22 protein-coding genes are annotated in these 21,689 nt (G+C 65.6%); 14 read left to right on the top strand and 8 right to left on the bottom strand.

Translation table 11 applies throughout. The features are described 5' to 3' along the window. The first annotated feature begins 4 nt into the window (after nt 1-4). Complete coding sequence (locus IP83_RS20355) at nt 5-142, top strand: hypothetical protein (protein ID WP_156309789.1); 138 nt, start codon at nt 5-7, stop codon at nt 140-142. A 411-nt stretch (nt 143-553) separates the two neighbouring features. On the opposite strand, the gene IP83_RS20940 is transcribed toward IP83_RS20355, so the two are convergent. Next, nucleotides 554-1,675, bottom strand: coding sequence for a hypothetical protein (locus IP83_RS20940; RefSeq protein WP_231625085.1), 1,122 nt, complete (start codon nt 1,673-1,675; stop codon nt 554-556). 91 nt (nt 1,676-1,766) lie between these two features. Between IP83_RS20940 and IP83_RS16360 the strand changes: the two genes are divergently transcribed. From IP83_RS16360 to IP83_RS16405, 11 genes are all read left to right on the top strand, one after another. After that, nucleotides 1,767-2,939, top strand: a complete 1,173-nt coding sequence (locus tag IP83_RS16360; RefSeq protein WP_054123358.1) for a methyltransferase — start codon at nt 1,767-1,769, stop codon at nt 2,937-2,939. 195 nt (nt 2,940-3,134) lie between these two features. After that, nucleotides 3,135-4,070, top strand: a complete 936-nt coding sequence (bchC, locus tag IP83_RS16365) for a chlorophyll synthesis pathway protein BchC (RefSeq protein ID WP_231625086.1) — start codon at nt 3,135-3,137, stop codon at nt 4,068-4,070. Next, a complete protein-coding gene (locus IP83_RS16370; RefSeq protein ID WP_054123293.1) occupies nt 4,067-5,062 on the top strand; it encodes a chlorophyllide a reductase iron protein subunit X in 996 nt (331 codons plus the stop codon). Before bchC ends, IP83_RS16370 begins: the two co-directional genes overlap by 4 nt. Then, nucleotides 5,052-6,590 (top strand): chlorophyllide a reductase subunit Y, encoded by a 1,539-nt coding sequence (bchY, locus tag IP83_RS16375; protein WP_082364780.1) that lies wholly within the window; start codon nt 5,052-5,054, stop codon nt 6,588-6,590. Before IP83_RS16370 ends, bchY begins: the two co-directional genes overlap by 11 nt. Before the next feature lie 76 nt (nt 6,591-6,666). After that, entirely contained in the window at nt 6,667-8,112 is a 1,446-nt protein-coding gene (bchZ, locus tag IP83_RS16380) for a chlorophyllide a reductase subunit Z (protein WP_054123295.1), read from the top strand. Between the two features lie 121 nt (nt 8,113-8,233). Then, the gene (pufB, locus tag IP83_RS19680) at nt 8,234-8,386 is read left to right on the top strand and encodes a light-harvesting antenna LH1, beta subunit (protein WP_072383985.1); all 153 of its coding nucleotides are present in this window, start codon (nt 8,234-8,236) and stop codon (nt 8,384-8,386) included. 107 nt (nt 8,387-8,493) lie between these two features. Next, nucleotides 8,494-8,673, top strand: a complete 180-nt coding sequence (pufA, locus tag IP83_RS16385; protein WP_054123296.1) for a light-harvesting antenna LH1, alpha subunit — start codon at nt 8,494-8,496, stop codon at nt 8,671-8,673. A 126-nt stretch (nt 8,674-8,799) separates the two neighbouring features. Next, nucleotides 8,800-9,624, top strand: coding sequence for a photosynthetic reaction center subunit L (gene pufL, locus IP83_RS16390; protein ID WP_054123297.1), 825 nt, complete (start codon nt 8,800-8,802; stop codon nt 9,622-9,624). 13 nt (nt 9,625-9,637) lie between these two features. Further along, nucleotides 9,638-10,603, top strand: a complete 966-nt coding sequence (gene pufM, locus IP83_RS16395) for a photosynthetic reaction center subunit M (protein ID WP_054123298.1) — start codon at nt 9,638-9,640, stop codon at nt 10,601-10,603. 2 nt (nt 10,604-10,605) lie between these two features. Beyond that, entirely contained in the window at nt 10,606-11,691 is a 1,086-nt protein-coding gene (gene pufC, locus IP83_RS16400) for a photosynthetic reaction center cytochrome PufC (protein ID WP_054123299.1), read from the top strand. 278 nt (nt 11,692-11,969) lie between these two features. After that, the gene (locus IP83_RS16405; protein ID WP_054123359.1) at nt 11,970-12,875 is read left to right on the top strand and encodes a hypothetical protein; all 906 of its coding nucleotides are present in this window, start codon (nt 11,970-11,972) and stop codon (nt 12,873-12,875) included. Nucleotides 12,876-12,922: 47 nt separating this feature from the next. Here the strand turns inward: IP83_RS16405 and IP83_RS16410 are convergent, their stop codons facing one another. The 7 genes from IP83_RS16410 to IP83_RS21080 all read right to left on the bottom strand — a co-directional run bounded on the left by IP83_RS16410 (nt 12,923) and on the right by IP83_RS21080 (nt 19,638). Then, a complete protein-coding gene (locus IP83_RS16410) occupies nt 12,923-13,183 on the bottom strand; it encodes a hypothetical protein (protein ID WP_171955427.1) in 261 nt (86 codons plus the stop codon). A gap of 75 nt (nt 13,184-13,258) precedes the next feature. Then, nucleotides 13,259-13,750: a TspO/MBR family protein gene (locus tag IP83_RS16415; RefSeq protein WP_054123300.1), complete on the bottom strand. Its 492-nt coding sequence runs from the start codon at nt 13,748-13,750 to the stop codon at nt 13,259-13,261. Continuing rightward, nucleotides 13,747-14,943: a geranylgeranyl diphosphate reductase gene (locus tag IP83_RS16420; protein WP_054123301.1), complete on the bottom strand. Its 1,197-nt coding sequence runs from the start codon at nt 14,941-14,943 to the stop codon at nt 13,747-13,749. Before IP83_RS16420 ends, IP83_RS16415 begins: the two co-directional genes overlap by 4 nt. After that, complete coding sequence (locus IP83_RS16425) at nt 14,940-16,247, bottom strand: BCD family MFS transporter (RefSeq protein ID WP_054123302.1); 1,308 nt, start codon at nt 16,245-16,247, stop codon at nt 14,940-14,942. The genes IP83_RS16420 and IP83_RS16425 overlap by 4 nt, the downstream gene beginning before the upstream one ends. After that, nucleotides 16,241-17,137, bottom strand: coding sequence for a chlorophyll synthase ChlG (gene chlG, locus IP83_RS16430; RefSeq protein ID WP_054123361.1), 897 nt, complete (start codon nt 17,135-17,137; stop codon nt 16,241-16,243). Before chlG ends, IP83_RS16425 begins: the two co-directional genes overlap by 7 nt. Nucleotides 17,138-17,231: 94 nt before the next feature. Continuing rightward, nucleotides 17,232-18,653 carry a transcriptional regulator PpsR gene (ppsR, locus tag IP83_RS16435; RefSeq protein WP_054123303.1) on the bottom strand — a complete coding sequence of 474 codons (1,422 nt, stop codon included), beginning with the start codon at nt 18,651-18,653 and terminating at the stop codon, nt 17,232-17,234. Between the two features lie 13 nt (nt 18,654-18,666). Further along, nucleotides 18,667-19,638, bottom strand: a complete 972-nt coding sequence (locus IP83_RS21080; RefSeq protein ID WP_304437618.1) for a B12-binding domain-containing protein — start codon at nt 19,636-19,638, stop codon at nt 18,667-18,669. A 206-nt stretch (nt 19,639-19,844) separates the two neighbouring features. On the opposite strand from IP83_RS21080, the gene bchF reads away from it, so the two are divergent. Further along, nucleotides 19,845-20,384 carry a 2-vinyl bacteriochlorophyllide hydratase gene (gene bchF / locus IP83_RS16445; protein ID WP_082364782.1) on the top strand — a complete coding sequence of 180 codons (540 nt, stop codon included), beginning with the start codon at nt 19,845-19,847 and terminating at the stop codon, nt 20,382-20,384. Further along, a complete protein-coding gene (locus tag IP83_RS16450) occupies nt 20,381-21,688 on the top strand; it encodes a ferredoxin:protochlorophyllide reductase (ATP-dependent) subunit N (RefSeq protein WP_054123304.1) in 1,308 nt (435 codons plus the stop codon). Before bchF ends, IP83_RS16450 begins: the two co-directional genes overlap by 4 nt. Nucleotide 21,689: the final 1 nt, after the last annotated feature.

Genomic DNA, 21,689 nt, shown 5'->3' on the forward strand with positions numbered 1-21,689 from the left:
CAGCGTGGCTGAGAATTTCGGATGGATCGAGATGGTCGTCTTTGGCGGCGTCGCGCTAGGCATCGGCGTGTGGCAGCTGGTTTCGGTCAACCGCGAGATCGCCAAGGACAAGGCCAAGAAGGACGGAACAGCGAGGGACTAGCCAGCGTCGATTGGTTCCGAACCTGGCGGAGCGGCCGGGATTGGTGGTTAACTGCTATTGGGTAAAGCGTTTCCCAGTATGTCAAGGCTACGTAGCTCAGGAACCAGCTTTAGTCCGTCAAATACGCAGGAAATGTGCTGCCACTCTTCGGCGCTTTGTTCATCTGATCGTAAAAGAACCTGGACCTGCACTACCCCTCTGCCACGCGCCAAGAGGCGAATCTTATTGGATGCACGGCACCGCAGCACCAGCTCATCAACATGTTGCTGCAGGACAACGGTTTCGTTTGCAGACGAAGCCAACAGGAAGAGAGGAAGCATCCACACAGTGGCATGATACCACTTGATGAGGGCCGTGCAACGTCCGCAATTGGGCGCAGCCGGTCGTTCGGACTTGCCCGTCCAGCCTAAGTCACCGCCGCGCCCTTGGCATGCGGTGCGGGATCAGTTGCTGCACGATGGGATTGCAGAACCGGTCGAGCGAGAGCGTTTCCTGCATCGCCACGACAGGTTCGCCATAGAGCCGCGCGTGGAGCGTGGAGCGGGTGTAGAAGGGCGAATCCTCCCAGGTCTTGCGCACCCGGGCAAGGCCCCGGTCCGAGCGGGTCAGGCGCTCCATCTGCCACATCGTGTTGGGCAGCGGCGCGGTCGGGGGGAGATCGGCCTCGTGCGGGACGCCCGCGCTGTCAAACCGCAGCGCGCTGGCGAACATGGAGCCATCGCGGCGCTGGCCTTCGTAGAACACCGCGACATGTTTGCCGAGATGCGCACGCGACCAGTGCCACACGCGGAAGCCTTCCTCGAGCGACTCCGAACCGCGGTTGGAATCGAGGTAGGCGCTGCCCTTCCAGCTGAGTTCGGGCGCCTGCATCTCGACCGAAATCCGCGCGCGGGGGGCCAAGCAGTGCCACAAGTGCTTGCCCGCCGGATCGAGCGCGAAGGCTTCGGTGTTGAGCATCTCGGGCCAGACCTTGATCTGCCCGGCGACCCGGCGGCGGAAGGGGTTCATGATCCGCTTATCGCGTTCCTCGATGTCGATGACGAGGCAGTCCCCCGCCCAGCGGACCGAACTGGGGCCGATGGCGAACTGGTCCGCTTCGGGTTTTACCGCGTGCTCGGGCCGCTCGGTCATCGTCCAGCGCGCCTTGGGGCCATAGAGCGCGACGTTGAGCGCGCAGTGATCGAGCGGATTGCCGCGCCCGGAGCGCTTGAAATAGGGCGAGAAGACGCTGCCGATGAAGGCGATCAGGGTGAGGCCGTGCTGCCCGTCGTCGCTGAGCGCATCGACATACCACCATGAGTAGCCGCCCGGCGGAACCGGCGCGTCGAAGCGGGGGTGCGCATCGCTGTCGCGGCTGCCGGGTGCGCGGACGAGGCGGTCTTCCTCGCCTTTCTGCAAGAGCGCCCAGGGATCGGACGCGGCGGGCGCTGGCGGCAGTGCCCCTTGCATGCGGGCGAGTGCCGTCCACACCGGCGGCAATTCCTCCGCCTTGAGCCCCAGCGCGCCATCCGCGCGATCATCGCCTCGCCACATGGGCCTGTCTCCCGTGCTCCGGATTTGCAGGAGCATGTGATGGATGATTGACGCATTGCCGCTAAATGTCCAATGTAATTGACATATGGACATGTCCAATCGTCTGGATTTGCCCCAAAGGGCCGGATTGAAGGAGCGCTGGGTCCTTTGGCGCAACCGGCTGCTGACCAATCCCCGGTTCCAATCGTGGAGCGCCGCGTTCCCGCTGACCCGGCCGATCGTGCGCTCCCGCGCGCGGCGGGCGTTCGATCTGGTGGCAGGCTTTGCCTATGCGCAAGTGCTGGCGGCCTGCGTCGAGGGCGGGCTGCTCGATCTGCTGGCGGAAGGGCCGTGCGATACGGTGCGGGCGGCGAACCGGGCGGGACTTGGCGTGGACGCGGCAGAACGCCTGCTGCGCGCCGCCGCTTCGCTGGGGATTGCCGAGTCGCTGCCGGGCGGGCGCTGGACGCTGGGGATGGATGGCGCGGCGCTGCAGTGCAATCCGGGGGCGCGGGCGATGATCCGCCACCATGCGCTGCTCTATGCCGACCTTGCCGACCCGCTGGCGCTGCTGCGCGCGGACCGGAAGGAGCCGACCGCACTCTCGGATTTCTGGACTTACGCACGGGCCAGCGCGACAGGCAATGTGCCGCCCGGGCGACAAGGCGACGCGGACAATGCACCCGCAGCGGCCACCTACTCCGCGCTGATGGCCGCCTCGCAGGCGATGGTCAGCGAGCAGCTGATCGCGGCGTACAAGTTCGGCAAACACAAGGCGATGATGGACGTGGGCGGCGGCACCGGCGCCTTTGTGCGGGCAGTCGGCACTGCCGCGCCTGACTTGCGACTCGGCCTGTTCGATTTGCCCGATGTCGTCACGGGGGCGGAAACCTCGCTGGGGCGCGATGCGCTGATTGCTCCGCGACTTGCGCTCCACAAGGGCAGCTTCCTGCATGATCCCCTGCCCACCGGCTTCGATCTGATCACGCTAGTGCGGATACTCCACGATCATGACGACGAACCCGCGCTGCGCCTGCTGCGGGCGGTTCGCGCGGCCCTTCCGCCTGGCGGAACCTTGCTGATCGGGGAGCCGATGGCCGGTGCCGCCGGCGGCGGCGCGATGGGCGATGCATACTTCGGGCTTTACCTCTGGGCGATGGGATCGGGCCGCCCGCGCCGCCCCGCCGAGCTTGGCGCGATGCTGCACAGCGCCGGATTTTCCAGCTGGCGCGAGGTTTCGACCCATTTGCCGCTGGTTTGCGGCGCGATTGTCGCCCGCGTTTGACACCTCGCGGCCGCATAGGCGCAGAATTCCCCCAAAACGGACTAACGGCACTCATGCACAGCTTGTCGCATGGCCGACCTGCACAAAGGTGTAGTGTTGAGTTGACACTTCTTCATGACAATGTAAGCTGACACTCGGAAAGCCCCCTAAACCGTACGGCACGCCGTCCGGCCCGGGCTGAGGGGAAAAGTGGTCGTGGAAGCACTAGCGCTCATCATGGAGGCACCAGAGCAATTGGCTCTCCGGCCCCTCGCGCTCGATGCGCCGACCGGCTCCGATGTGGTCGTCGAAGTCTGCTGGAGCGGCATCAGCACTGGTACCGAAAAGCTCCTCTGGACCGGAAAAATGCCCATGTTTCCGGGCATGGGTTACCCGTTGGTGCCCGGCTACGAGTCCGTCGGAAGAGTGATCGACGCGGGCCGTGATGCCTGGGCGCGGATCGGTGACTGGGTGTTCGTTCCGGGTGCGAGCTGCTTCCGCGATGCGCGAGGACTGTTCGGCGGATCGGCCCGCAGGCTTGTCCTCCCCTCCGCCCGCGCGCTCACCATCGACGAGTCGCTCCAGGCGAATGGGGTGCTGTTCGCCCTCGCCGCGACGGCGCTCCACGCGCTGGACGGCGGCACGTTGCCCGACCTGATCGTCGGGCACGGCGTGCTCGGCCGCCTGCTGGCACGCATCACCATCGCCCTCGGCGCGCACGCACCCACCGTATGGGAAACCGACCCGCAGCGGATGGGCGGGGCTGTCGGCTACAAGGTCGTTTCGCCCGACGCGGATCTGCGGCGCGATTACCATTCGATCTGCGATGCCAGCGGCGACTCGAACATTCTCGACACGCTGCTCGGCCGCCTGACCCGCGGCGGCGAGATCAACCTCGCGGGTTTTTACAGCGAGCGGGTGAACTTCGCCTTCCCGGTGGCCTTCCGCGCGGAAGCACGCATCCGCGTCGCTGCCGAATGGAGCCACGGCGATCTCGACCGGACGCGCGATCTCATTCGTTCGGGTCGGCTCGATCTCTCGGGCCTCGTCACCGACGTTCGCCCCGCGAGCGAGGCGGCCGAGGCCTATCCGGCGGCCTTCACCGACCGGAACTGCCTGAAAATGGTTCTCGACTGGAGCAACTGCGCATGACGACTCTGGAAGTATCTGCGCGCGTTCAGGCGCTTCGCGACGAAGCGGCGATCGAACCCGATGCGGTCACGCCCTCCGAAGTGACCAAGGAAACGCAGATCATCGCGATCTACGGCAAGGGCGGCTCGGGCAAGAGCTTTGCGCTTTCCAACCTGAGCTACATGATGGCGCAGCAGGGCAAGCGCGTGCTGCTGATCGGCTGCGATCCCAAGTCCGATACCACCAGCCTTCTGTTCGGCGGCAAGAGCTGCCCGACGATCATCGAAACCTCCGCCGCCAGGAAGCTGGCCGGTGAGGACGTGAAGATCGAGGACGTCTGCTTCCAGCGCGACGGTGTGTTCGCGATGGAGCTCGGCGGACCGGAAGTCGGCCGTGGCTGTGGCGGGCGCGGGATCATCCACGGCTTCGAACTGCTCGAGAAGCTGGGCTTCCACGAGTGGGGCTTCGACTACGTGCTGCTCGACTTCCTCGGCGACGTGGTCTGCGGCGGCTTCGGCCTGCCGATTGCCCGCGACATGTGCCAGAAGGTCATTGTCGTCGGCTCAAACGATCTACAGTCGCTCTACGTCGCCAACAACGTCTGCAAGGCGGTCGAATATTTCCGCTCGATGGGCGGCAATGTCGGCGTCGCGGGCATGATCGTCAACAAGGATGACGGCACCGGTGAGGCCAAGGCCTTTGCGCAGGCTGTTGATATTCCAGTGCTTTGCGCAATCCCGGCCGATGAGGACATTCGCCGCAAGTCCGCAAACTACCAGATCATCGGCCGGCCCGACACGCAGTGGGGCAGCCTGTTCGAGGAACTGGCGGAAAACGTTGCAACGGCCCCGCCGCGGCGGCCCAAGCCGCTCGACCAGGACGGCCTGCTCGGCCTGTTCTCGCCCGAGGACACCGGCGGCAGCGTGACACTGATCCCCGCCACCCAGGCGGACATGCGCGGCGGCACCTTCGAGACCAAGGCGTCGTTGGAGGTCATCTACGATGACATCTGAAACCCGCCCCGCCCCGGACCGCATCGACGCCATGCCCGACGCCCCCGTCGCGGCGGGGACCGATGGCGGCTGCCATGGTGGGACGGACCGGATGCGCGAAGCCGCGCGCAATGCCGGCAAGAGCGAAGTGCTTGATCGCTATGCCGCCGACTACCCGGTCGGCCCGCACGATCAGCCGCAATCGATGTGCCCCGCGTTCGGCTCGCTGCGCGTGGGCCTCAGGATGCGCCGCACGGCCAGCGTCCTCTCGGGCTCGGCCTGCTGCGTCTATGGCCTGACCTTTACCTCGCACTTCTATGGCGCGCGGCGGAGCGTGGGCTACGTGCCGTTCAGCTCGGAAACGCTGGTGACCGGCAAGCTGTTCGAGGACATCAAGGAAGCGGTCGAGCAGCTCGCTGATCCTGAACTCTACGACGCGATCGTCGTCACCAACCTCTGCGTGCCAACCGCGAGCGGTGTGCCGCTCCGCCTGCTGGGCAAGGAAGTGAACGGCGTCCGGATCATCGGCATCGATGTCCCCGGCTTCGGCATTCCGACTCATGCCGAGGCCAAGGACGTGCTTGCCGGCGCCATGCTCGCCTATGCCCGCAGTGAGGCGGAAGCTGGCCCGGTAAGCGCTCCCCTTGCCCGTTCGGACCGCCCGACGATCACGCTGCTCGGCGAGATGTTCCCGGTCGATCCGGTCGGCATCGCACAGATGCTGGAGCCGATGGGCCTCGCTGCTGGACCTGTCGTGCCGACGCGCGAATGGCGCGAGCTCTATGCCGCGCTCGATTGCGCCGCCGTCGCCGCGATCCATCCGTTCTACACCGCCAGCGTGCGCGAGTTCGAAGCCGCGGGTCGCACCGTCGTCGGCTCCGCTCCGGTGGGCCGCGATGGCACCGCCGATTGGCTCGCCAGCATCGGCCAGGCCTGCGGCGTGAGCGCCGACAAGATCGCCATGGCGCAGAACCGCATCCTGCCCGCGATCAGCGGCGCGTTGGCGGCCCGCCCGATCAAGGGCCGCATCACCGTTTCGGGCTACGAAGGCTCGGAATTGCTGGTCGCGCGTCTGCTCGTCGAAAGCGGCGCCGACGTGCGTTATGTCGGCACCGCCTGCCCGCGCACCGTGTGGTCCGATCCCGACCGCGAATGGCTGCAGGCGCGCGGCGTCAAGGTGCAGTACCGCGCCAGCCTCGAGCAGGACATTGCCGCCGTCGAGGAATTCCGCCCCGATCTCGCCATCGGCACGACGCCGGTGGTGCAGCACGCCAAGCAGATGGCGATCCCGGCGCTCTATTTCACCAATCTCATCTCGGCCCGGCCGCTGATGGGCCCGGCGGGTGCTGGCAGCCTCGCCATGGTGGTGAACGCCGCGATCGGCGGAAAAGCCCGCTTCGACCGCATGAGCGCCTTCTTCGAGGGCGTCGGCTCCGGCCATACGACCGGCGTTTGGGAAGATACCCCGCAGGACCGCCCGAACTTCAAGAAGAAGTACGCCGCGCTGAACGAGGCTGCCCGCAAGGCGGCAGAGGCGGTGGGATCATGATCCTGCTGATCGCCTATCGCCACCTGCGGCTCGCGATGACCGTCCGGCCCTTGTATCGCCTGGCAGGAGCGCGCGCATGACGCTCATCATCGATCATGATCGGGCCGGCGGCTATTGGGGCGCGGTCTACGTCTTCACCGCGGTGAAGGGCCTGCAGGTCATTATCGACGGCCCGGTGGGCTGCGAAAACCTGCCGGTGACATCGGTGCTGCATTACACCGACGGGTTGCCGCCGCACGAACTGCCCATCGTCGTCACTGGCCTCGGCGAGGAAGAGCTTGGCAAGACCGGCACCGAAGCGGCCATGCGCCGCGCGTGGAAGACGCTCGATCCTGAGCTTCCGGCGGTTGTCGTGACCGGCTCGATCGCCGAGATGATCGGCGGCGGCGTGACGCCGGGGGGCACCAATATCAAGCGCTTCCTGCCGCGCACGATCGACGAGGATCAGTGGCAGTCGGCGGACCGCGCGCTGAGCTGGCTGTGGAGCGAGTTCGGCCCCAAGACCGTGCCCGCCCCGAAGGCACGCAAGGAAGGCGAGAAGCCGCGCGTCAACATCATCGGCCCGGCCTACGGCATGTTCAACATGGCCTCGGACCTTGCCGAGGTGCGCCGCCTGATCGAGGGCCTCGGCGCCGAGGTGAACATGGTGTTCCCGCTGGGCTGTCACCTCGCCGATATCCGCCGCCTTGCGGATGCCGACGCGAATGTGTGCCTTTACCGCGAGTTCGGGCGCAATCTTTGCGAGGTACTTGAACGGCCCTATTTCCAGGCGCCGGTCGGGCTCACCTCCACCACCCGCTTCCTTGAAGCGCTGGGGGCTTCGCTGGGGCTTGATCCCGAACCGTTCATCACGCGCGAGAAGCACACCACGATCAAGCCGCTGTGGGACTTGTGGCGCTCAGTGACGCAGGACTTCTTCGGCACGGCCAGCTTCGGCATTGTCGCGAACGAGACCTACACCCGCGGGATCCGGCATTTCCTTGAAGAGGACATGGGCCTCCCCTGCGCCTTCGCCTTCTCGCGCAGCGCGGGTGTGAAGCCGAAGAACGAGGACGTGCGCGATGCCATCCGCGCCGGCGCACCGATGGTGGTGTTCGGCAGCTACAACGAGCGCATGTACCTCGCCGAATGCGGCGCGCGCAGCATCTACATCCCGGCAAGCTTTCCGGGCGCCGCGATCCGCCGCCACACCGGCACGCCCTTCATGGGCTATTCGGGTGCGACCTACCTGATCCAGGAAGTGTGCAACGCGCTGTTCGACGCGCTGTTCCACATCCTGCCCCTTGCCACCCAGCTCGATGCGGTGCCCGCCACGCCGGCGCGGCTCCAGCGCGAGCTGCCGTGGAGCGACGAGGCCAAGGCCCGGCTCGACGAACTGGTCGAAGCCCAGCCGGTGCTCATCCGCATCTCCTTTGCCAAGCGCCTGCGCGACGCGGCCGAAGCTGCCGCCCGCCGCGAAGGCGAAAGCGAAGTCAGCGCCGATCGGCTTGCCGATGCGCTGCTCGGAAGCGCGGCGCCATGAGCCGCGTGGCCACCATTTCCCGCCCAGCGGGTAACCCCATTCCCTCGGCTTCGGCCGTTGGAATATCGCCGGGGGGCGATCGCCGCCTCTCGCTTTGCACGTCAATACTGGAGATGCAGATATGAGCGATGATCGCCTGGGGCTCAGGACCTACCTGACGCCTGAAGAAGCCAAGGAATTCCACAAGCTGTTCATGAGCAGCTTCCTCGGCTTCACCGCCGTGGCCGTGGTTGCCCACGCGCTCGTGTGGTCGTGGCGTCCCTGGATTTCGTAAGAAATCCAACGTCATAACACCCACGTTTGGCCATAACGGCCACCCGGCCTTTTTCGGCCGAACCTGAACGACCGCGCCGCTTTGGCGCTTTCACAAGGACAGATACCATGTGGAGAGTCTGGCTTATTTTCGATCCGCGCAGGGCCCTCGTGGCGCTTGCCGCGTTCCTGTTTGTGCTGGCAATCGTGATTCACTTCATCCTGCTCAGCACGCCTCGCTTCAACTGGCTCGACGGCCCGCACTCCGCGGCCCAGGCAGCCCCGGCTGCAGCCGCAGCCACGCCCTGACCACCTGCAAGGCAAGAGGCGGCATCCCACCGAAAGTGGACATGCCGCCTCCGGCACTGCCGGGGGGAACCGGTTGATTTTCCATGTACTTGTGCCCGCCAGGCTTGGGCGGGGGAGGATAGAGCCATGGCGCTCCTCAGTTTCGAGCGAAAGTATCGCGTGCGCGGAGGCACGTTGATCGGCGGGGACCTTTTCGACTTTTGGGTCGGCCCGTTCTACGTTGGCTTTTTCGGAGTGATCACGGCGATCTTCGCCTCACTCGGAACGGCTCTCATTCTCTACTGCGCCTCGCAAGGTGGCACGTGGAACCCGTGGCTGATCTCGATCGCGCCGCCTGACCTCAAATACGGCCTCGGCTTCGCGCCGCTGCGCGAGGGCGGGTTCTGGCAGGTGATCACGGTCTGCGCGATCGTGTCATTTGTCTCCTGGGCGCTGCGCGAGGTGGAGATCTGCCGCAAGCTTGGCATGGGCTACCATGTTCCGATAGCTTTCGGTTTCGCGATCTTCGCCTACGTTTCGCTGGTGGTGATCCGTCCGGTGCTGCTGGGTGCCTGGCACTTCGGCTTCCCCTACGGCATCTTCAGCCACCTCGACTGGGTGTCGAACACCGGCTACCAGTACCTGCACTTCCACTACAATCCGGCGCACATGCTGGCGGTGAGCTTCTTCTTCACCACCTGCCTCGCGCTCGCATTGCACGGCGCGCTGGTGCTTTCCGCGGTCAACCCGAAAGAGGGCGAGACCGTGAAGACCCCGGAATACGAAGACACCTTCTTCCGCGATCTGATCGGCTACTCGATCGGTACCCTGGGCATCCACCGCCTGGGCCTGCTGCTGGCGCTCAACGCCGGCTTCTGGAGCGCGGTCTGCATCATCATCAGCGGCCCCTTGTGGACCAAGGGCTGGCCGGAATGGTGGAACTGGTGGCTCAACCTGCCGATCTGGTCGTGAAGGAGGACTAGCCATGGCTACCTATCAGAATATCTTCACGCAGGTTCAGCTCAGCCATGCCCCCGAAATGGGCATCGAGATGAAGCCCGGCAGTGATCCGCGCGGCACCGCCGTCACCTTCAACCACCTCTTCGGCCGCTTCGGTCAGGCCCAGCTCGGCCCGATCTATCTTGGCTGGACCGGTCTCCTCTCGATCCTGTGCGGGCTCACCGCGTTCGAGATCATTGGTCTCAACATGATGGCTTCGGTCAACTGGGATCCGATCCAGTTCGTGCGCATGCTGCCGTGGCTCAGCCTGGAGCCGCCGGGGCCGGAATACGGTTTCTCGCCCATTGTCCCGCTCGCCAAGGGCGGCTGGTGGATCCTCGCCGGCATGTTCCTGACGCTCTCGGTCCTGCTCTGGGCGATCCGGACCTACCGCCGGGCCCGTGCGCTCGGCATGGGGACCCACGTATTCTGGGCGTTCATGTCGGCGATCTGGCTGTTCCTCGTGCTCGGCTTCATCCGGCCCGCCTTCATGGGCAGCTGGTCCGAAGCGGTGCCCTTCGGCATCTTCCCCCATCTCGATTGGACCGCCGCGTTCTCGATCCGCTATGGCAATCTGTTCTACAATCCGTTCCACGCCCTCTCGATCGCCTTCCTCTATGGCTCGACCCTGCTCTTCGCGATGCACGGCGCAACCATCCTGGCCGTCGGTCGCTACGGCGGCGAGCGCGAGATCGAGCAGATCACCGATCGCGGTACCGCCTCCGAACGCGCCGCCCTGTTCTGGCGCTGGACCATGGGCTTCAACGCCACGATGGAATCGATCCACCGCTGGGCCTGGTGGTTCGCCGTGCTGACCACTCTCACGGGCGGCATCGGCATCCTCCTCACCGGCACCGTTGTCGACAACTGGTACCTGTGGGCCCAGCAGCACCACTATGCGCCGGCCTATCCCGACACCGGGGTCGTCGATCCGGCTTTGGGGAGCAAGTGACCATGAAACCGAACCTCATGCTGCGCCTCGGCGCGGTGGTCCTCGGCGCAGCGCTGCTCGGCGGCTGCCAGCTCGAGACCAAGTCCGCCAAGCAATACGGCTTCCGCGGCACCGGCATGGATCAGATCACGCTCGCTTCGGCGAACAAGAAGATCGATCCGATCAATGTCGTGCCGCCGCCGCCCTATGATCCGCCCAAGCCGGGTGGCCGTCCCGCCAAGGAAGCCTACCAGAACGTGCAGGTTCTGGGCGACATCTCGGAAGACGAGTTCAGCTACACGATGGCCGCGATCACCCAGTGGATCGCACCGGAGCAAGGCTGCAACTACTGCCACAACCCGGCCAACATGGCCTCCGACGAGATCTACACCAAGAAGGTGGCTCGGCGGATGCTGCAGATGACGCGGAACATCAACACCAACTGGACCCAGCACGTGAAGCAGACCGGTGTGACCTGCTACACCTGCCACCGGGGCAAGGCGGTTCCGACCGAAAACTGGGCGCTGCCGGCCAAGGGCAACGAGGACACCATCCTCGGCAACAAGCACGGCCAGAACGCGCCGCTTGTCAGCACGGCCTATTCGTCGCTGCCGAACACGGCGTTCGCCAAGTACCTGCTCGACAGCAACTCGGCGCCAATCCGGGTGCAGACGACCTACAGCCATCCGTCGCAGTTTGCCGCAACGAAGAACAAGACCACGACGATGGAGACCGAAGGCACCTACAGCCTGATGATGCACACCTCCTCGGCGCTCGGCGTGAATTGCACGTTCTGCCACAACGCCGGCTCGTTCCAGGCCTGGAACATGAGCACGCCCAAGCGCGTCGGCGCCTGGTACGGCTACCGCATGGTGCGCAACATCAACGGTGAATACATCGGCACGCTCGCCAGCGTGTTCCCGAAGCACCGCCTCGGGCCCCAGGGCGATCCGCTGAAGGTTAACTGCACGACCTGCCACCGCGGCATCAACAAGCCCCTGGGCGGCGTCTCGATGGTCAAGGACTACCCGGCCCTGCGGCCGAGCGCTCCGATGGTCACCGCGGCGGCAGCCCCGGCTCCGGCGGCGGCACCGACCAAGATGCCGTAAGCCAACCGAACACCCCCGCGCACGCAACCGGCGCGGAATACCTGGCCCCTGCGATCCCCTGGGATCGCGGGGGTTTTCTTTTGATTTGGAATGCGCGCGGCGAAGCGCATAAAGGCATACAGGGTTGTGAGAGTCATCCACGCCGCGTTACCCTCGTAATCATGCGAGGAAAACGAAGAACGCCCATTCGACCAGACTTGCAGGTGGAATTGCGCAAACTTGGTCTGGTACTACGCAGTAGAATGCAGGTTGGTTCAGCATTCGAGCACCTCTGGCCGATGCTCGACGCGATCGACCCTAGTGCTTTGGCTGAAGCCGAATCCGTGATTGTGCGCGAGGCGGAACTTTACCGCCGGCCGCCTGAAGAATCGACTTTCATGGCTCGGCTCTTGGGCAAGTCGGTTGGATCGCTGGAACAGCTTTCCGAGACACACCAACTAGAGAAGCTTTTCCTGTTTCATCGCGATGGCAATTTGCGTGAGGCCGCCCTGCGCAAGTTCGACGGACCTGTCTCGAGTGCCTTTATGTTCATCGCGCTTGCTTGGCGGCTCAATGATTGGGTTCCCGAGGTTCGCCGCGCCGCGGAAGAGTGCGTGTCGCGCTGCTTTCCGCAGACACCCGCGAGCATCGTTGCGCAAGCGGCAGCCGTCCTGCTGATCCGAAAGTCGAGCTGGCGCCGCTGGGGTGATGAAAGAAGATGGCTCGACGCGGTGTTGAATCGTCGCGACGTGGCGTCCGAACTTGCCGCCCTGATCATCGAGCGGCCTAGCGGCCCCACTGCCCGTATCTTGCGCGGGGCACTGCAAACACCATGGATGGACAGCTTCCTGCCGCAGATCGCCGGTTCCGCGGTCCAACCAGCTACGAGAGCAGTCGCCTACGAAACATTGATTGCCGGGCAAGCCAGTTGGCCGAATGGCTGGAGATGGCGATGGGTGGACAAGACCATCGGCAGGCGGCGTGTCGAGACGGTTTTTGCCCACAGGCCGCTTGCAACGGACATCTCCTTACAGGACATAATCGCACTGGCGCTCAGGGACCGATCCGGTGCTGTCCGATCAGTCGCGATGTCTGGTGTCATTCGGCATCGGGACAAGCTGAGTGATGTAGAGGCCATCGCTCGGGAATTTCTTGATGACTCCGCCCGCGGCGTGCGCGAGCGTGCCGAGTTCATTCTTCGCTAATCCTGAAAAGGCAACTGAGCCGCCCCTAATGATGGACTAGCAGGACCTTATCGCCCCCTCCCCCGCCGCAGCAGATCCGCCAAATGCACCGGGAACGAGGCCGCCAGCGGTAGCGCGATCCATGGCCAGCTGGCGCCGACGAGCGCAGCGCGGAGGCCCAACATCATGCAGGCGCCGGGGAGCAGTAGCAGTGCAACGTCTATGGCGGGGCGGCCGGCGCGCAGCAGGATGAGGGCCTCGATTACCAGCACCGCAAGGACGAGATCGGCGGCGTGGCCGCTGGCGAAAAAGGTAGCGAGATCAGGCATGACTTGCCCTGCACCGTTGCGCGAGCACCCTTCGACAGGCTCAGGGTGAGCGGAGTTGTTGTGGTGATCGCCGTCTCAAAACGGCCCGTTGAGCTGGATCACCTGCCAGTTGAGCGCGCCGGCGATGCTCACCCAGACGAGATAGGGCATGAGCAGCAACGCGGCGAGGCGGGAGAAGCGGCCGCAGGCGATAATCAGGACGAGGATCGAGACCCACAGCACCGACAGCTCGACCATCGCCCAGTCCGGGCGGCGCAGCTGGAAGAATAGCACTGTCCAGCTGACGTTGAGCGCGCCGTTGATCGCGAACAGCCCGATCAGTGTATCGGCGGAGCGGCTGTCCGGCGCGGCGCGCCAGGCGTAGACGCCGGCGGCGGCGATCAAGGTGAATACCACTGTCCAGATCAGACCGAACGCTGGCGCCGGCGGGTTCCAGCTCGGCAGGTTGAGCGACTGGTACCAGCCGGTCGTATCGGTCATCGTGCCGCCGACGCCGGCGACGATCGTCGCGGCGATGGCGGCAACGGCAATCGGCAGGCCCCAAGGCCGGTTGGCGTGTTTGCTCAAGGGTGCGCGGCCCTCAAACCAAGCAGATGCGCGGTGTCCTTGAGGAAGATCCTGAGGTGCGCCAGCGGATCGGCGCGGACCAGCTTCTTGTTCATGTAGGCCTGCCAGGTCAGGCGCTGCACATCGGGATCGGCGCACATCGCGACAAAGCGCTCGCGGCGCTTGTCGCTCGAGTACCAGAAATACTGCATGATCCCGAGGATCCAGAACACGCGGCCATGTTCCTTCAGGAAGGTACGCCGCGCGGCCCGGAGGGCGGAGGGCTTGCGCGTCAGCAGGAACTGGTGCGCTGCGTTGGCCACGTGGCGGCCGCACGTCATTGCGTAGTAGATGCCCTCGCCCGACGCGGGCGCGACAACACCGGCGGCATCGCCGGAGACGATGACGTCACGGCCATTGTCCCAGCGCTTCAAGGGCTTCAGAGGGATTGGTGCGCCTTCGCTGCGCACTGTCTCGCAATCGGCAAGGCCCATCTCCTGGCGCATGGCGGCGACCGAACCGCGCAGCGAGAAGCCCTTGTTCGCGCTGCCGACGCCGATACTGGAGGTCTCGCCGTGCGGGAAGACCCAGCCGTAGAAATCAGGCGAGACGCGGCCCTGGTAGATCACGTCGCAGCGCGCGGGATCAAAGCCGTGGTCGTTGGCGGGGGGCGACTTGATGATCTCGTGGTAGGCGAAGACACACTTGACGTTCTCGCTGCCGGGCAGGCTGTCGCGCGCCACACCGGAGCGGGCGCCGTCTGCGCCGACGACGAGGCGGGCGCGCACGCGGTGGTCCGGTCCGCTGCGGCTCTCGCGGTAGACGACGACTGCGCCCTCGGCCCCGTCGCGCTCGATGCGTTCGAAGGTGCCGGTGCGGCGCTCGGCCCCGACTAGCGCAGCGCGATTGCGCAGCCATTCGTCGAACACGTCGCGATCGACCATGCCGACGTAGCCGATCTCGCCCACCGGCATATCGACCGCGCGATCGGACGGCGCGACCATGCGCGCGCTGCGGGCGCGGGCGACGAGGAGGCTGTCGGGGATGGCGAACTCTTCCATCAGGCGCGGGGGAACTGCGCCGCCGCAGGGCTTGATGCGGCCATCGCGGTCGAGCAGCAGCACGGAGTGGCCCATGCGGGCGAGGTCGGCAGCCGCCGTGGCTCCGGAGGGGCCGCCGCCCACGACGACGACGTCGAAATCGATCTTGCTCATGCTTCCGCCTCCCGCAATTTCACTGCCGCGCCCTGACCCGCAATGCGCGCCGCCATCACCGCCGCGGCCATGAACAGCATGGCCTCGAACGTGAAAATCGTCTGGAACGCGCGCCCGTCGCTTTCCGCGTGGCGCGCAAGATCAACGCCGATGGCGCCGGAAAGTCCGCCGAGGCCGAAGGCAATGCCTTGGGCAGCGCCCCAGACGCCCATGCGCAGACCGGTATCAGCCTTGTTGCCAGCTCCGGCGAGGCTCATCATCGCGCCGATGGCGGAGACCGCGAACACGCCGTTGGTGAAGCCAAGCACGCCGATGTTGGCGGCGAGCGGCCAGCCGGGTCCGATGCCGGCACCGACGGCCAGGCCTGCCAGTGCGAGCGCGGAACCGACACAACCGGCGGCGATCCAGCCCCTGAGTTCGCCCGCCGCGCGGCCTGCAAAGGCACTGCCGCCGATGCCGGCGACGATCATGCCGAGGAGCACGCCGCTGTGCTGGACCGCGGAGAGCGAGGTGGACTGGGCAGGCGTCATGCCGAAGACGATCCCGGCGAAAGGTTCAAGGATCAGGTCCTGCATCGAATAGGCGAGCATCGAGAGGAACACGAACACGGTGAAGCGGCGCGCGGCGGTTTCTGCAAAGACGGCGCGCAGGGCCTCGCCGAGGCTGGTTTCACTGGTCGGTTCGGGGGTAGCGGCCTCGATTCCGCGCTCAAGACGGAAGGTGGCGAGCACCGTGATCAGGAGGGCAGCGAGCGCGATGCCGCCGGAGACCCTGACGAGTTGCGCCCACGAAAATGGCTCAAGCAGCGCACCAGCTGTGCCGGCGGATACCACAATGCCCATGACCATCATGATCCACGTGACCGCCGCGGCAGCGGCGCGGCGCTGGGGTGCAACACCCGCCGCGAGCAGGGCGAGAAGCGATGTGCCCGCCGCACCGACACCTGCTCCGATCAGGGCGAAGCCGAGCAAAAGCAATGCATTGGCAGGGAGTGGCGCGAGCGGCAGTGCGAAAACGGCGAGCATTGCTCCAGCGCCCAGCACGGCAACACCGCCGATGATCCACGGCGTGCGGGCATGGCCACGGTCCGAGCCATGGCCCCAGACGGGACGTGCGAGCTGAACCGCATAGTGCAGCGCAACGAGCCCGGCGGGGACGGCGGCGGCCATGCCATATTCGACGACCATGACGCGGTTGAGCAGCGACGTGGCGAGCATGACGATCGCGCCGATGGAGGCCTGCACCAGCCCGAGCCGGGCGATCGAGAACCAGCCGAAGCCCGTCACCACGCCCCCCTTCACCAATGCCCGCCGAGGCCGCCAGCAGCTGCCAGCATGCCAAGGACATAGAGCGTGACGCCGGTTCCGCCATACCAAGGCGCGCGGCCCGCCGGATCGGCAATCAGTGTCGGCATCAGCGCGAATTGCACCGCGAGGACCGCCGCAACGATAGCGGCAGACAGCATGAGGCCATGTTGCACAAGGTAGATCGCGGCGAGGACTTGCGCGAGCGCCATGACCGTGCAGGCGAGCAGCGCGGCATTGCGGACGCCGAGCACGACCGGGAGCGAGCGCACACCGGTCTGGCGATCACCCTCTACAGCCTTGAAATCGTTGAGTGTCATGATCCCATGCGCGCCGAGGCTGTAGAGCACGAGGACGACGAGCACCGGCGTGGGCGGCAGCATGCTGGTCATCACGGCGGCGCCAGTGAACCAGCTGAGGCCTTCGTAGGTCAGCCCGACCAGCATCGGGCCCCACCAGCCGCTGGCCTTCAAGCGGAACGGCGGCGCGCTGTAGGCCCAGGCGGCGGCAAGGCCGACCACGGTCGCGACCATGACCCACAGGCCGAGCGCCGCGCCGACCGCAAAGGAGATAACCGTACCGATGCAGGCGATCCACAGGCCCCAGCGGCCAGGAATGCGGCCCGACGGGATCGGGCGGTTCGGTTCGTTGATGGCATCGACATGGCGGTCGAACCAGTCGTTGATCGCCTGGCTGTTGCCGCAGACCAGCGGGCCGGCAAGGAGGCCGCCCGCGATGATCTGCACCCAATGCCCGGAGGCAGGCTGACCCGACGAAACGACGCCGCACATGAAGGCCCAGATCGGCGGGAACCACGTGATCGGCTTCAAGAGCTCCAGCACGTCGCGCGGAGCGGGACGCCGGATCACCTTGGGGTCCGTAAGTGCCATCGAGCGGGCCGAAGTGGCAGGCTGCGTCATACCCTCGGAGGGTATGGTTGACACCAACAAGTGTCAATTGATTCTTACACTTGCGCGGAAAAGGCTACTCGCCCTCACCCACGAGGTTGCCGAGCCCGTAGCGGTGCAGCTTGGAATAGAGGCTCTGGCGGCTGAGGCCGAGGATTTCGGCGGCCGAGGCGCGGTTGTCCGAGGTGTAGGCGAGCGCGGCCTCGATGCAGAGCCGCTCGATGAGATCGGTGCTCTCGCGCACGATTTCCTTGAGGCTGGCGCGGCCGACAAGTTCGGTGAGCTGTTCGACCGAGCGCGGCAGATCGAGCGGCGTCGGTGGCAGATCGCGCAGACGGCGGCCGATCTCGCGGATTGCGAAGCCATAGCACGGATTGTCGCCCGACGTGCGCACAGCGGAAAGCTCGACCGGCTCTTCCAGCTCGGAATCGCGGGCGCGGACCACAGTGCTCACGTTGCGGGCAAGGCCGTACTTGGTGAGCTGGCTCTCGATGAGATCGAGATCGATGCCGGGCCGGCCGACGAATTCACCCAGCGGACGTCCGCGGATCTGATCGAGCGAGGCCGCGCGCGCGAGTTCGAGGAACGCGATGTTGGCCGCGATGATCCGCATGTCGGAATTGGCGACGACGAAAGCATCGGGCATGCGCTCGACGATATCGAGCAGCGTGGCGGCGCCTTCGGTGGTGCGGCCGCCCGTCGAGCTCAGCCTGACCAGCAGGTAGCGTCCGCCCAGCTGACGAAAACCGGTGGCGGAAATGGTGAGTTGCTGGCGCGCTCGTTCGAGTTCGACCGTGAGCGGCGAAACATCGGATGTGGTCAGTACGGCGCCCAGATAGGCGATCAGTGCATCGCGCGAGCCACGTGCGACGAGGCCGGAAAGCTTGGTGCCGACGAGGCTGCCGGGACGAGCATCAAGCACCGCATGCGCGGCAGGGTTCGCTTCCTGGATGCGCTGGCTGTCCGCCTCGACGAGCAGGACCGGCTCGGACGAGAGATCGAACAGCAGGCGGTAGCGTGTCTCGATCTGGCGCAGGCGCATGTAGTCCCGCTCGAGCGATTGCTGCGCCTGGAGGAGGCGCTGCTGCAGCACGACGGCATTGCGCATGTCCCGCCCCACCGCGATCAGGCGTTTGCCGCCATCGAGGCTGATCAGCAAATAGCGGACCGGGATATCGCCGGCCGGGCTGATGTGGTTGATCTGGCGCCAGCGATGGCCGGTATCGCCACCGTCCAGCTGCAGCATGTCCTTGATCTTGCTGCGGCTCTCAACGGTGACAGTGGCATCGAAATGCTGGCCGATCCAGCCATCGCAGCCGGGAAAATCCTGCCGATTGGCCGCGACGTCGAGAACTTGCCCCGCAGGATCAAGCGAGAGCGTGACGTCTCCTGCAGCGAGCACGAGGCGCATGGCATCCGCCGGACCGATGTCGTTGAAAGCGGATTCCGACCGGGTAAACGGTGTCGTTTCCGCGATGGCGCGCTCGGGTTCTACCACGGGGTGCCCGGCCCTAGCCGGCGTTCGCGGTCCGGTGCGCGACCGCGCCAACCAGACGGTTGGCGAGAGCGAGCGCTCCGGGTGCATCAACCGCCGAGCCATCCGCGCCGGCTTCAAGAGCCATCGCCGGATTGGCATTCACTGCATGTCCTCCCACCAGAATACTCACATCTTGGCACATGGACACGCTGCGGATCGCCTTGATCGTTCTTGCAAGTGACTCGGTAGTAACTTCACAAGATACGGTCAAGCCAACGAGATCGTAGGATTTGTTGGCAACTTTCGCGACCAGCTGGCGCATGTCGGGCGCGACGAGAACCTCGCTTTCCCACGCGGCGCGAACGAAGACTTCGTGCACCATGGTGGCGCCGAAACTGTGCTGCTCACCCGGCATCGGCGAGAAGAGTGCGCGGCGAGGTGCGCTGAGCGGACCGGTGATGATCGGGCTGCCCCACGCAATCTCGCGCATGACTTCCTGCAAACGCCAGAGACCGATGGTGACATCGAGAAAATCGCAGAGATCCTCTTCCCACAGCACGCCGAGGCGGCGGGCTGCCGGAGCCAGGAGATCCACGAAGATCGCATCGATGCCGACACCGCGCGCGAGGTATTCCTCGACATGGACGAGCAGTTCGTCTGCCTGCAGTGTCAACGGCAGTGGACAGAAGCGCGCCAAATCCTCAGGCGTGATGACCCCGCCGCCACTTGGTGCCGCGCGGCCGGGCCGCATACGGTGCGCCACGAGGAGCTGGGGAATGATCTCGCCCTCGATCAGCGAGTTGATGGCCGAACTGGAACCAGAACGCTGCGAGCGGCGCGAGCTTCCGCTCCGGCCATTGCCGCTACCGCTGCCATTTCCGCCGCTGCTGCCCTTGCGCCGCCCTGTAACGGGGACGCCGGTATGCTCTTCGTGTGCAGCGCCGGGATCCGCCTTGCGGGGTCCCTGGCCACCTTGTGGCCCGCTTTTCCCAACCGCCAAGTCCATGCCAGACTCCCCCCGTCTGCCGCGGCAGGTACCGCGTGGGGATAGTGGTTAAAGACACTCCGACTCTGTCCCGTTCACAAGACGTACGCCCATTGTCCGACCTTGGCAAACGCAATGATGTCAATTTTTCTTGTCGTCCAATTTTATTGACAGTCCTCGCGAACGAGTCGTAAGCTGCCCGTTGCGAAGAGGATGGGACGCACGAAATGTCGGAAGCTCGTACGACAGCGCTGCGCGGAATCAGGTCCGGTTCGGACCACCGCCAGAATGCTCGCGGGCCTGCCCGACAGGCCCGCCCACTTTATACCCCCGAAGAGCAGCAAAGGCGTGACAATACGCCGTGGACACTGGTCCAGGGCCTGCTCGCACCCTTCCAGTTCGTGGTGTTTCTGGTCAGCCTCGCGCTGGTTGTGCGCTGTCTTCTGACCGGTGACGGCGCCTTCGCGGCAGACCTTTCGGTGATCGCCAAGACCCTCACGCTCTACACCATCATGGTTACGGGATCGATCTGGGAGAAGGTTGTCTTCGGGAAGTGGCTCTTTGCCCCGGCGTTCTTCTGGGAAGACGTCGTCTCGATGCTCGTGATCGCACTGCACACGGCCTACATGGTCATGCTGCTGGGCAAGATCGGCACGGTGGAAGCACGGCTTACCGTGGCGCTCGCCGCCTACCTCACCTACGTCGTCAACGCAGCGCAGTTCGTTCTGAAGCTGCGCGCGGCGCGGCTGCAGCGAGCTGCCGCATGAGCCCTGCCCAGTCCTCCGCCCTTGCGGCCAGCCCGCGCGATGGCACGCTCGAAGTGCTGCGCGAGCGCGGCCAGCGCGAGGTGTTCTGCGGGCTGACCGGGATCGTCTGGCTGCACCGCAAGATGCAGGACGCGTTCTTCCTCGTCGTCGGCTCGCGCACCTGCGCCCACCTGCTGCAATCGGCGGCGGGCGTGATGATCTTTGCCGAGCCGCGCTTTGCTACCGCAATCATCGAGGAGCGCGATCTGGCGGGAATGGCCGATTGCCATGCCGAGCTCGACCGCGTGGTGGAGCGGCTGCTGGCGCGGCGCCCGGAAATCCGCACACTCTTCCTTGTGGGCTCGTGCCCTTCCGAAGTGATCAAGCTCGATCTCGCCAATGCCGCCCAGCGCATCGGCGCGCGGCACCTGAAGGGCGAGAACGGCTCCGAGGGCGTGCGCATCCTCGCCTATTCGGGGAGCGGAATCGAGACGACCTTTACCGAGGGCGAAGACGCCTGCCTCACCACGCTGGTGCCTGAAATGCCGGCCGAAGCTTCGGGCGCGGCGCAGTCGCTGCTGATGGTCGGGACCCTGCCGGACATTGTCGAGGACCAGTTCCTGCGTCTGTTTGCGGAACTGGGCATCGAACATGTCGGCGTACTGCCTGCCCGCCGCGCCGGGGCGCTGCCTTCAATCGGCCCGAACACCCGTTATCTCCTCGCACAGCCCTTCCTCGGCGAAACGGCGCGAGCGCTGGAAGACCGGGGTGCGGTGCGGATCGATGCGCCCTTCCCGTTTGGTGCTGACGGCACTGCCGCATGGCTGACCGCGGCAGCAGCGGCGTTTGGCATTGACGAAATGCATGTGAACCGCGTGATCGCCCCGGGCCGTGAACGCGCCAAGCGTGCGCTGGAGCGCTACAAGCCGGCACTCGCAGGCAAGCGCATCACGTTCCTGCCGGACTCGCAGCTGGAAATCCCGCTGGCCCGTTTTCTGGCGAACGAACTGGGCATGATTCCGGTCGAGGTGGGCACGCCTTATCTCCACCGCGCGCATCTTGCCGCGGACCTGGCGCGCATGCCCGAAGGCACCCGCATCAGCGAAGGGCAGGATGTCGAGCGCCAGCTCGATCGTGTGCGCGCCGATCGGCCCGACCTTACCGTCTGCGGCCTCGGCCTTGCCAACCCGCTCGAAGCCGAAGGGCTTTCGACCAAGTGGTCGATCGAACTCGTCTTCTCACCCGTCCACGGCTTCGACCAGGCCGGTGACCTTGCCGAACTGTTCGCCCGGCCGCTGCGCCGCCGCGACGTGCTGAGGATCTAGG

This window comes from Novosphingobium sp. AAP93 (assembly GCF_001296055.1).
Taxonomy (GTDB): domain Bacteria; phylum Pseudomonadota; class Alphaproteobacteria; order Sphingomonadales; family Sphingomonadaceae; genus Novosphingobium.

Bases quoted from the DNA above. Each gene is read 5' to 3' on its own strand.
- IP83_RS16360 (WP_054123358.1), top strand. From the start codon at position 1,767: ATGTCCAATCGTCTGGATTTGCCCCAAAGGGCCGGATTGAAGGAGCGC.
- bchF (WP_082364782.1), top strand. From the start codon at position 19,845: ATGTCGGAAGCTCGTACGACAGCGCTGCGCGGAATCAGGTCCGGTTCG.
- IP83_RS16450 (WP_054123304.1), top strand. From the start codon at position 20,381: ATGAGCCCTGCCCAGTCCTCCGCCCTTGCGGCCAGCCCGCGCGATGGC.
- pufB (WP_072383985.1), top strand. From the start codon at position 8,234: ATGAGCGATGATCGCCTGGGGCTCAGGACCTACCTGACGCCTGAAGAA.
- IP83_RS21080 (WP_304437618.1), bottom strand. From the start codon at position 19,638: ATGGACTTGGCGGTTGGGAAAAGCGGGCCACAAGGTGGCCAGGGACCC.
- pufC (WP_054123299.1), top strand. From the start codon at position 10,606: ATGAAACCGAACCTCATGCTGCGCCTCGGCGCGGTGGTCCTCGGCGCA.
- pufL (WP_054123297.1), top strand. From the start codon at position 8,800: ATGGCGCTCCTCAGTTTCGAGCGAAAGTATCGCGTGCGCGGAGGCACG.
- IP83_RS16420 (WP_054123301.1), bottom strand. From the start codon at position 14,943: ATGAGCAAGATCGATTTCGACGTCGTCGTCGTGGGCGGCGGCCCCTCC.
- bchZ (WP_054123295.1), top strand. From the start codon at position 6,667: ATGACGCTCATCATCGATCATGATCGGGCCGGCGGCTATTGGGGCGCG.
- pufM (WP_054123298.1), top strand. From the start codon at position 9,638: ATGGCTACCTATCAGAATATCTTCACGCAGGTTCAGCTCAGCCATGCC.
- pufA (WP_054123296.1), top strand. From the start codon at position 8,494: ATGTGGAGAGTCTGGCTTATTTTCGATCCGCGCAGGGCCCTCGTGGCG.
- IP83_RS16370 (WP_054123293.1), top strand. From the start codon at position 4,067: ATGACGACTCTGGAAGTATCTGCGCGCGTTCAGGCGCTTCGCGACGAA.
- IP83_RS20940 (WP_231625085.1), bottom strand. From the start codon at position 1,675: ATGTGGCGAGGCGATGATCGCGCGGATGGCGCGCTGGGGCTCAAGGCG.
- IP83_RS16405 (WP_054123359.1), top strand. From the start codon at position 11,970: ATGCTCGACGCGATCGACCCTAGTGCTTTGGCTGAAGCCGAATCCGTG.
- chlG (WP_054123361.1), bottom strand. From the start codon at position 17,137: ATGGCACTTACGGACCCCAAGGTGATCCGGCGTCCCGCTCCGCGCGAC.
- IP83_RS16410 (WP_171955427.1), bottom strand. From the start codon at position 13,183: ATGCCTGATCTCGCTACCTTTTTCGCCAGCGGCCACGCCGCCGATCTC.
- bchY (WP_082364780.1), top strand. From the start codon at position 5,052: ATGACATCTGAAACCCGCCCCGCCCCGGACCGCATCGACGCCATGCCC.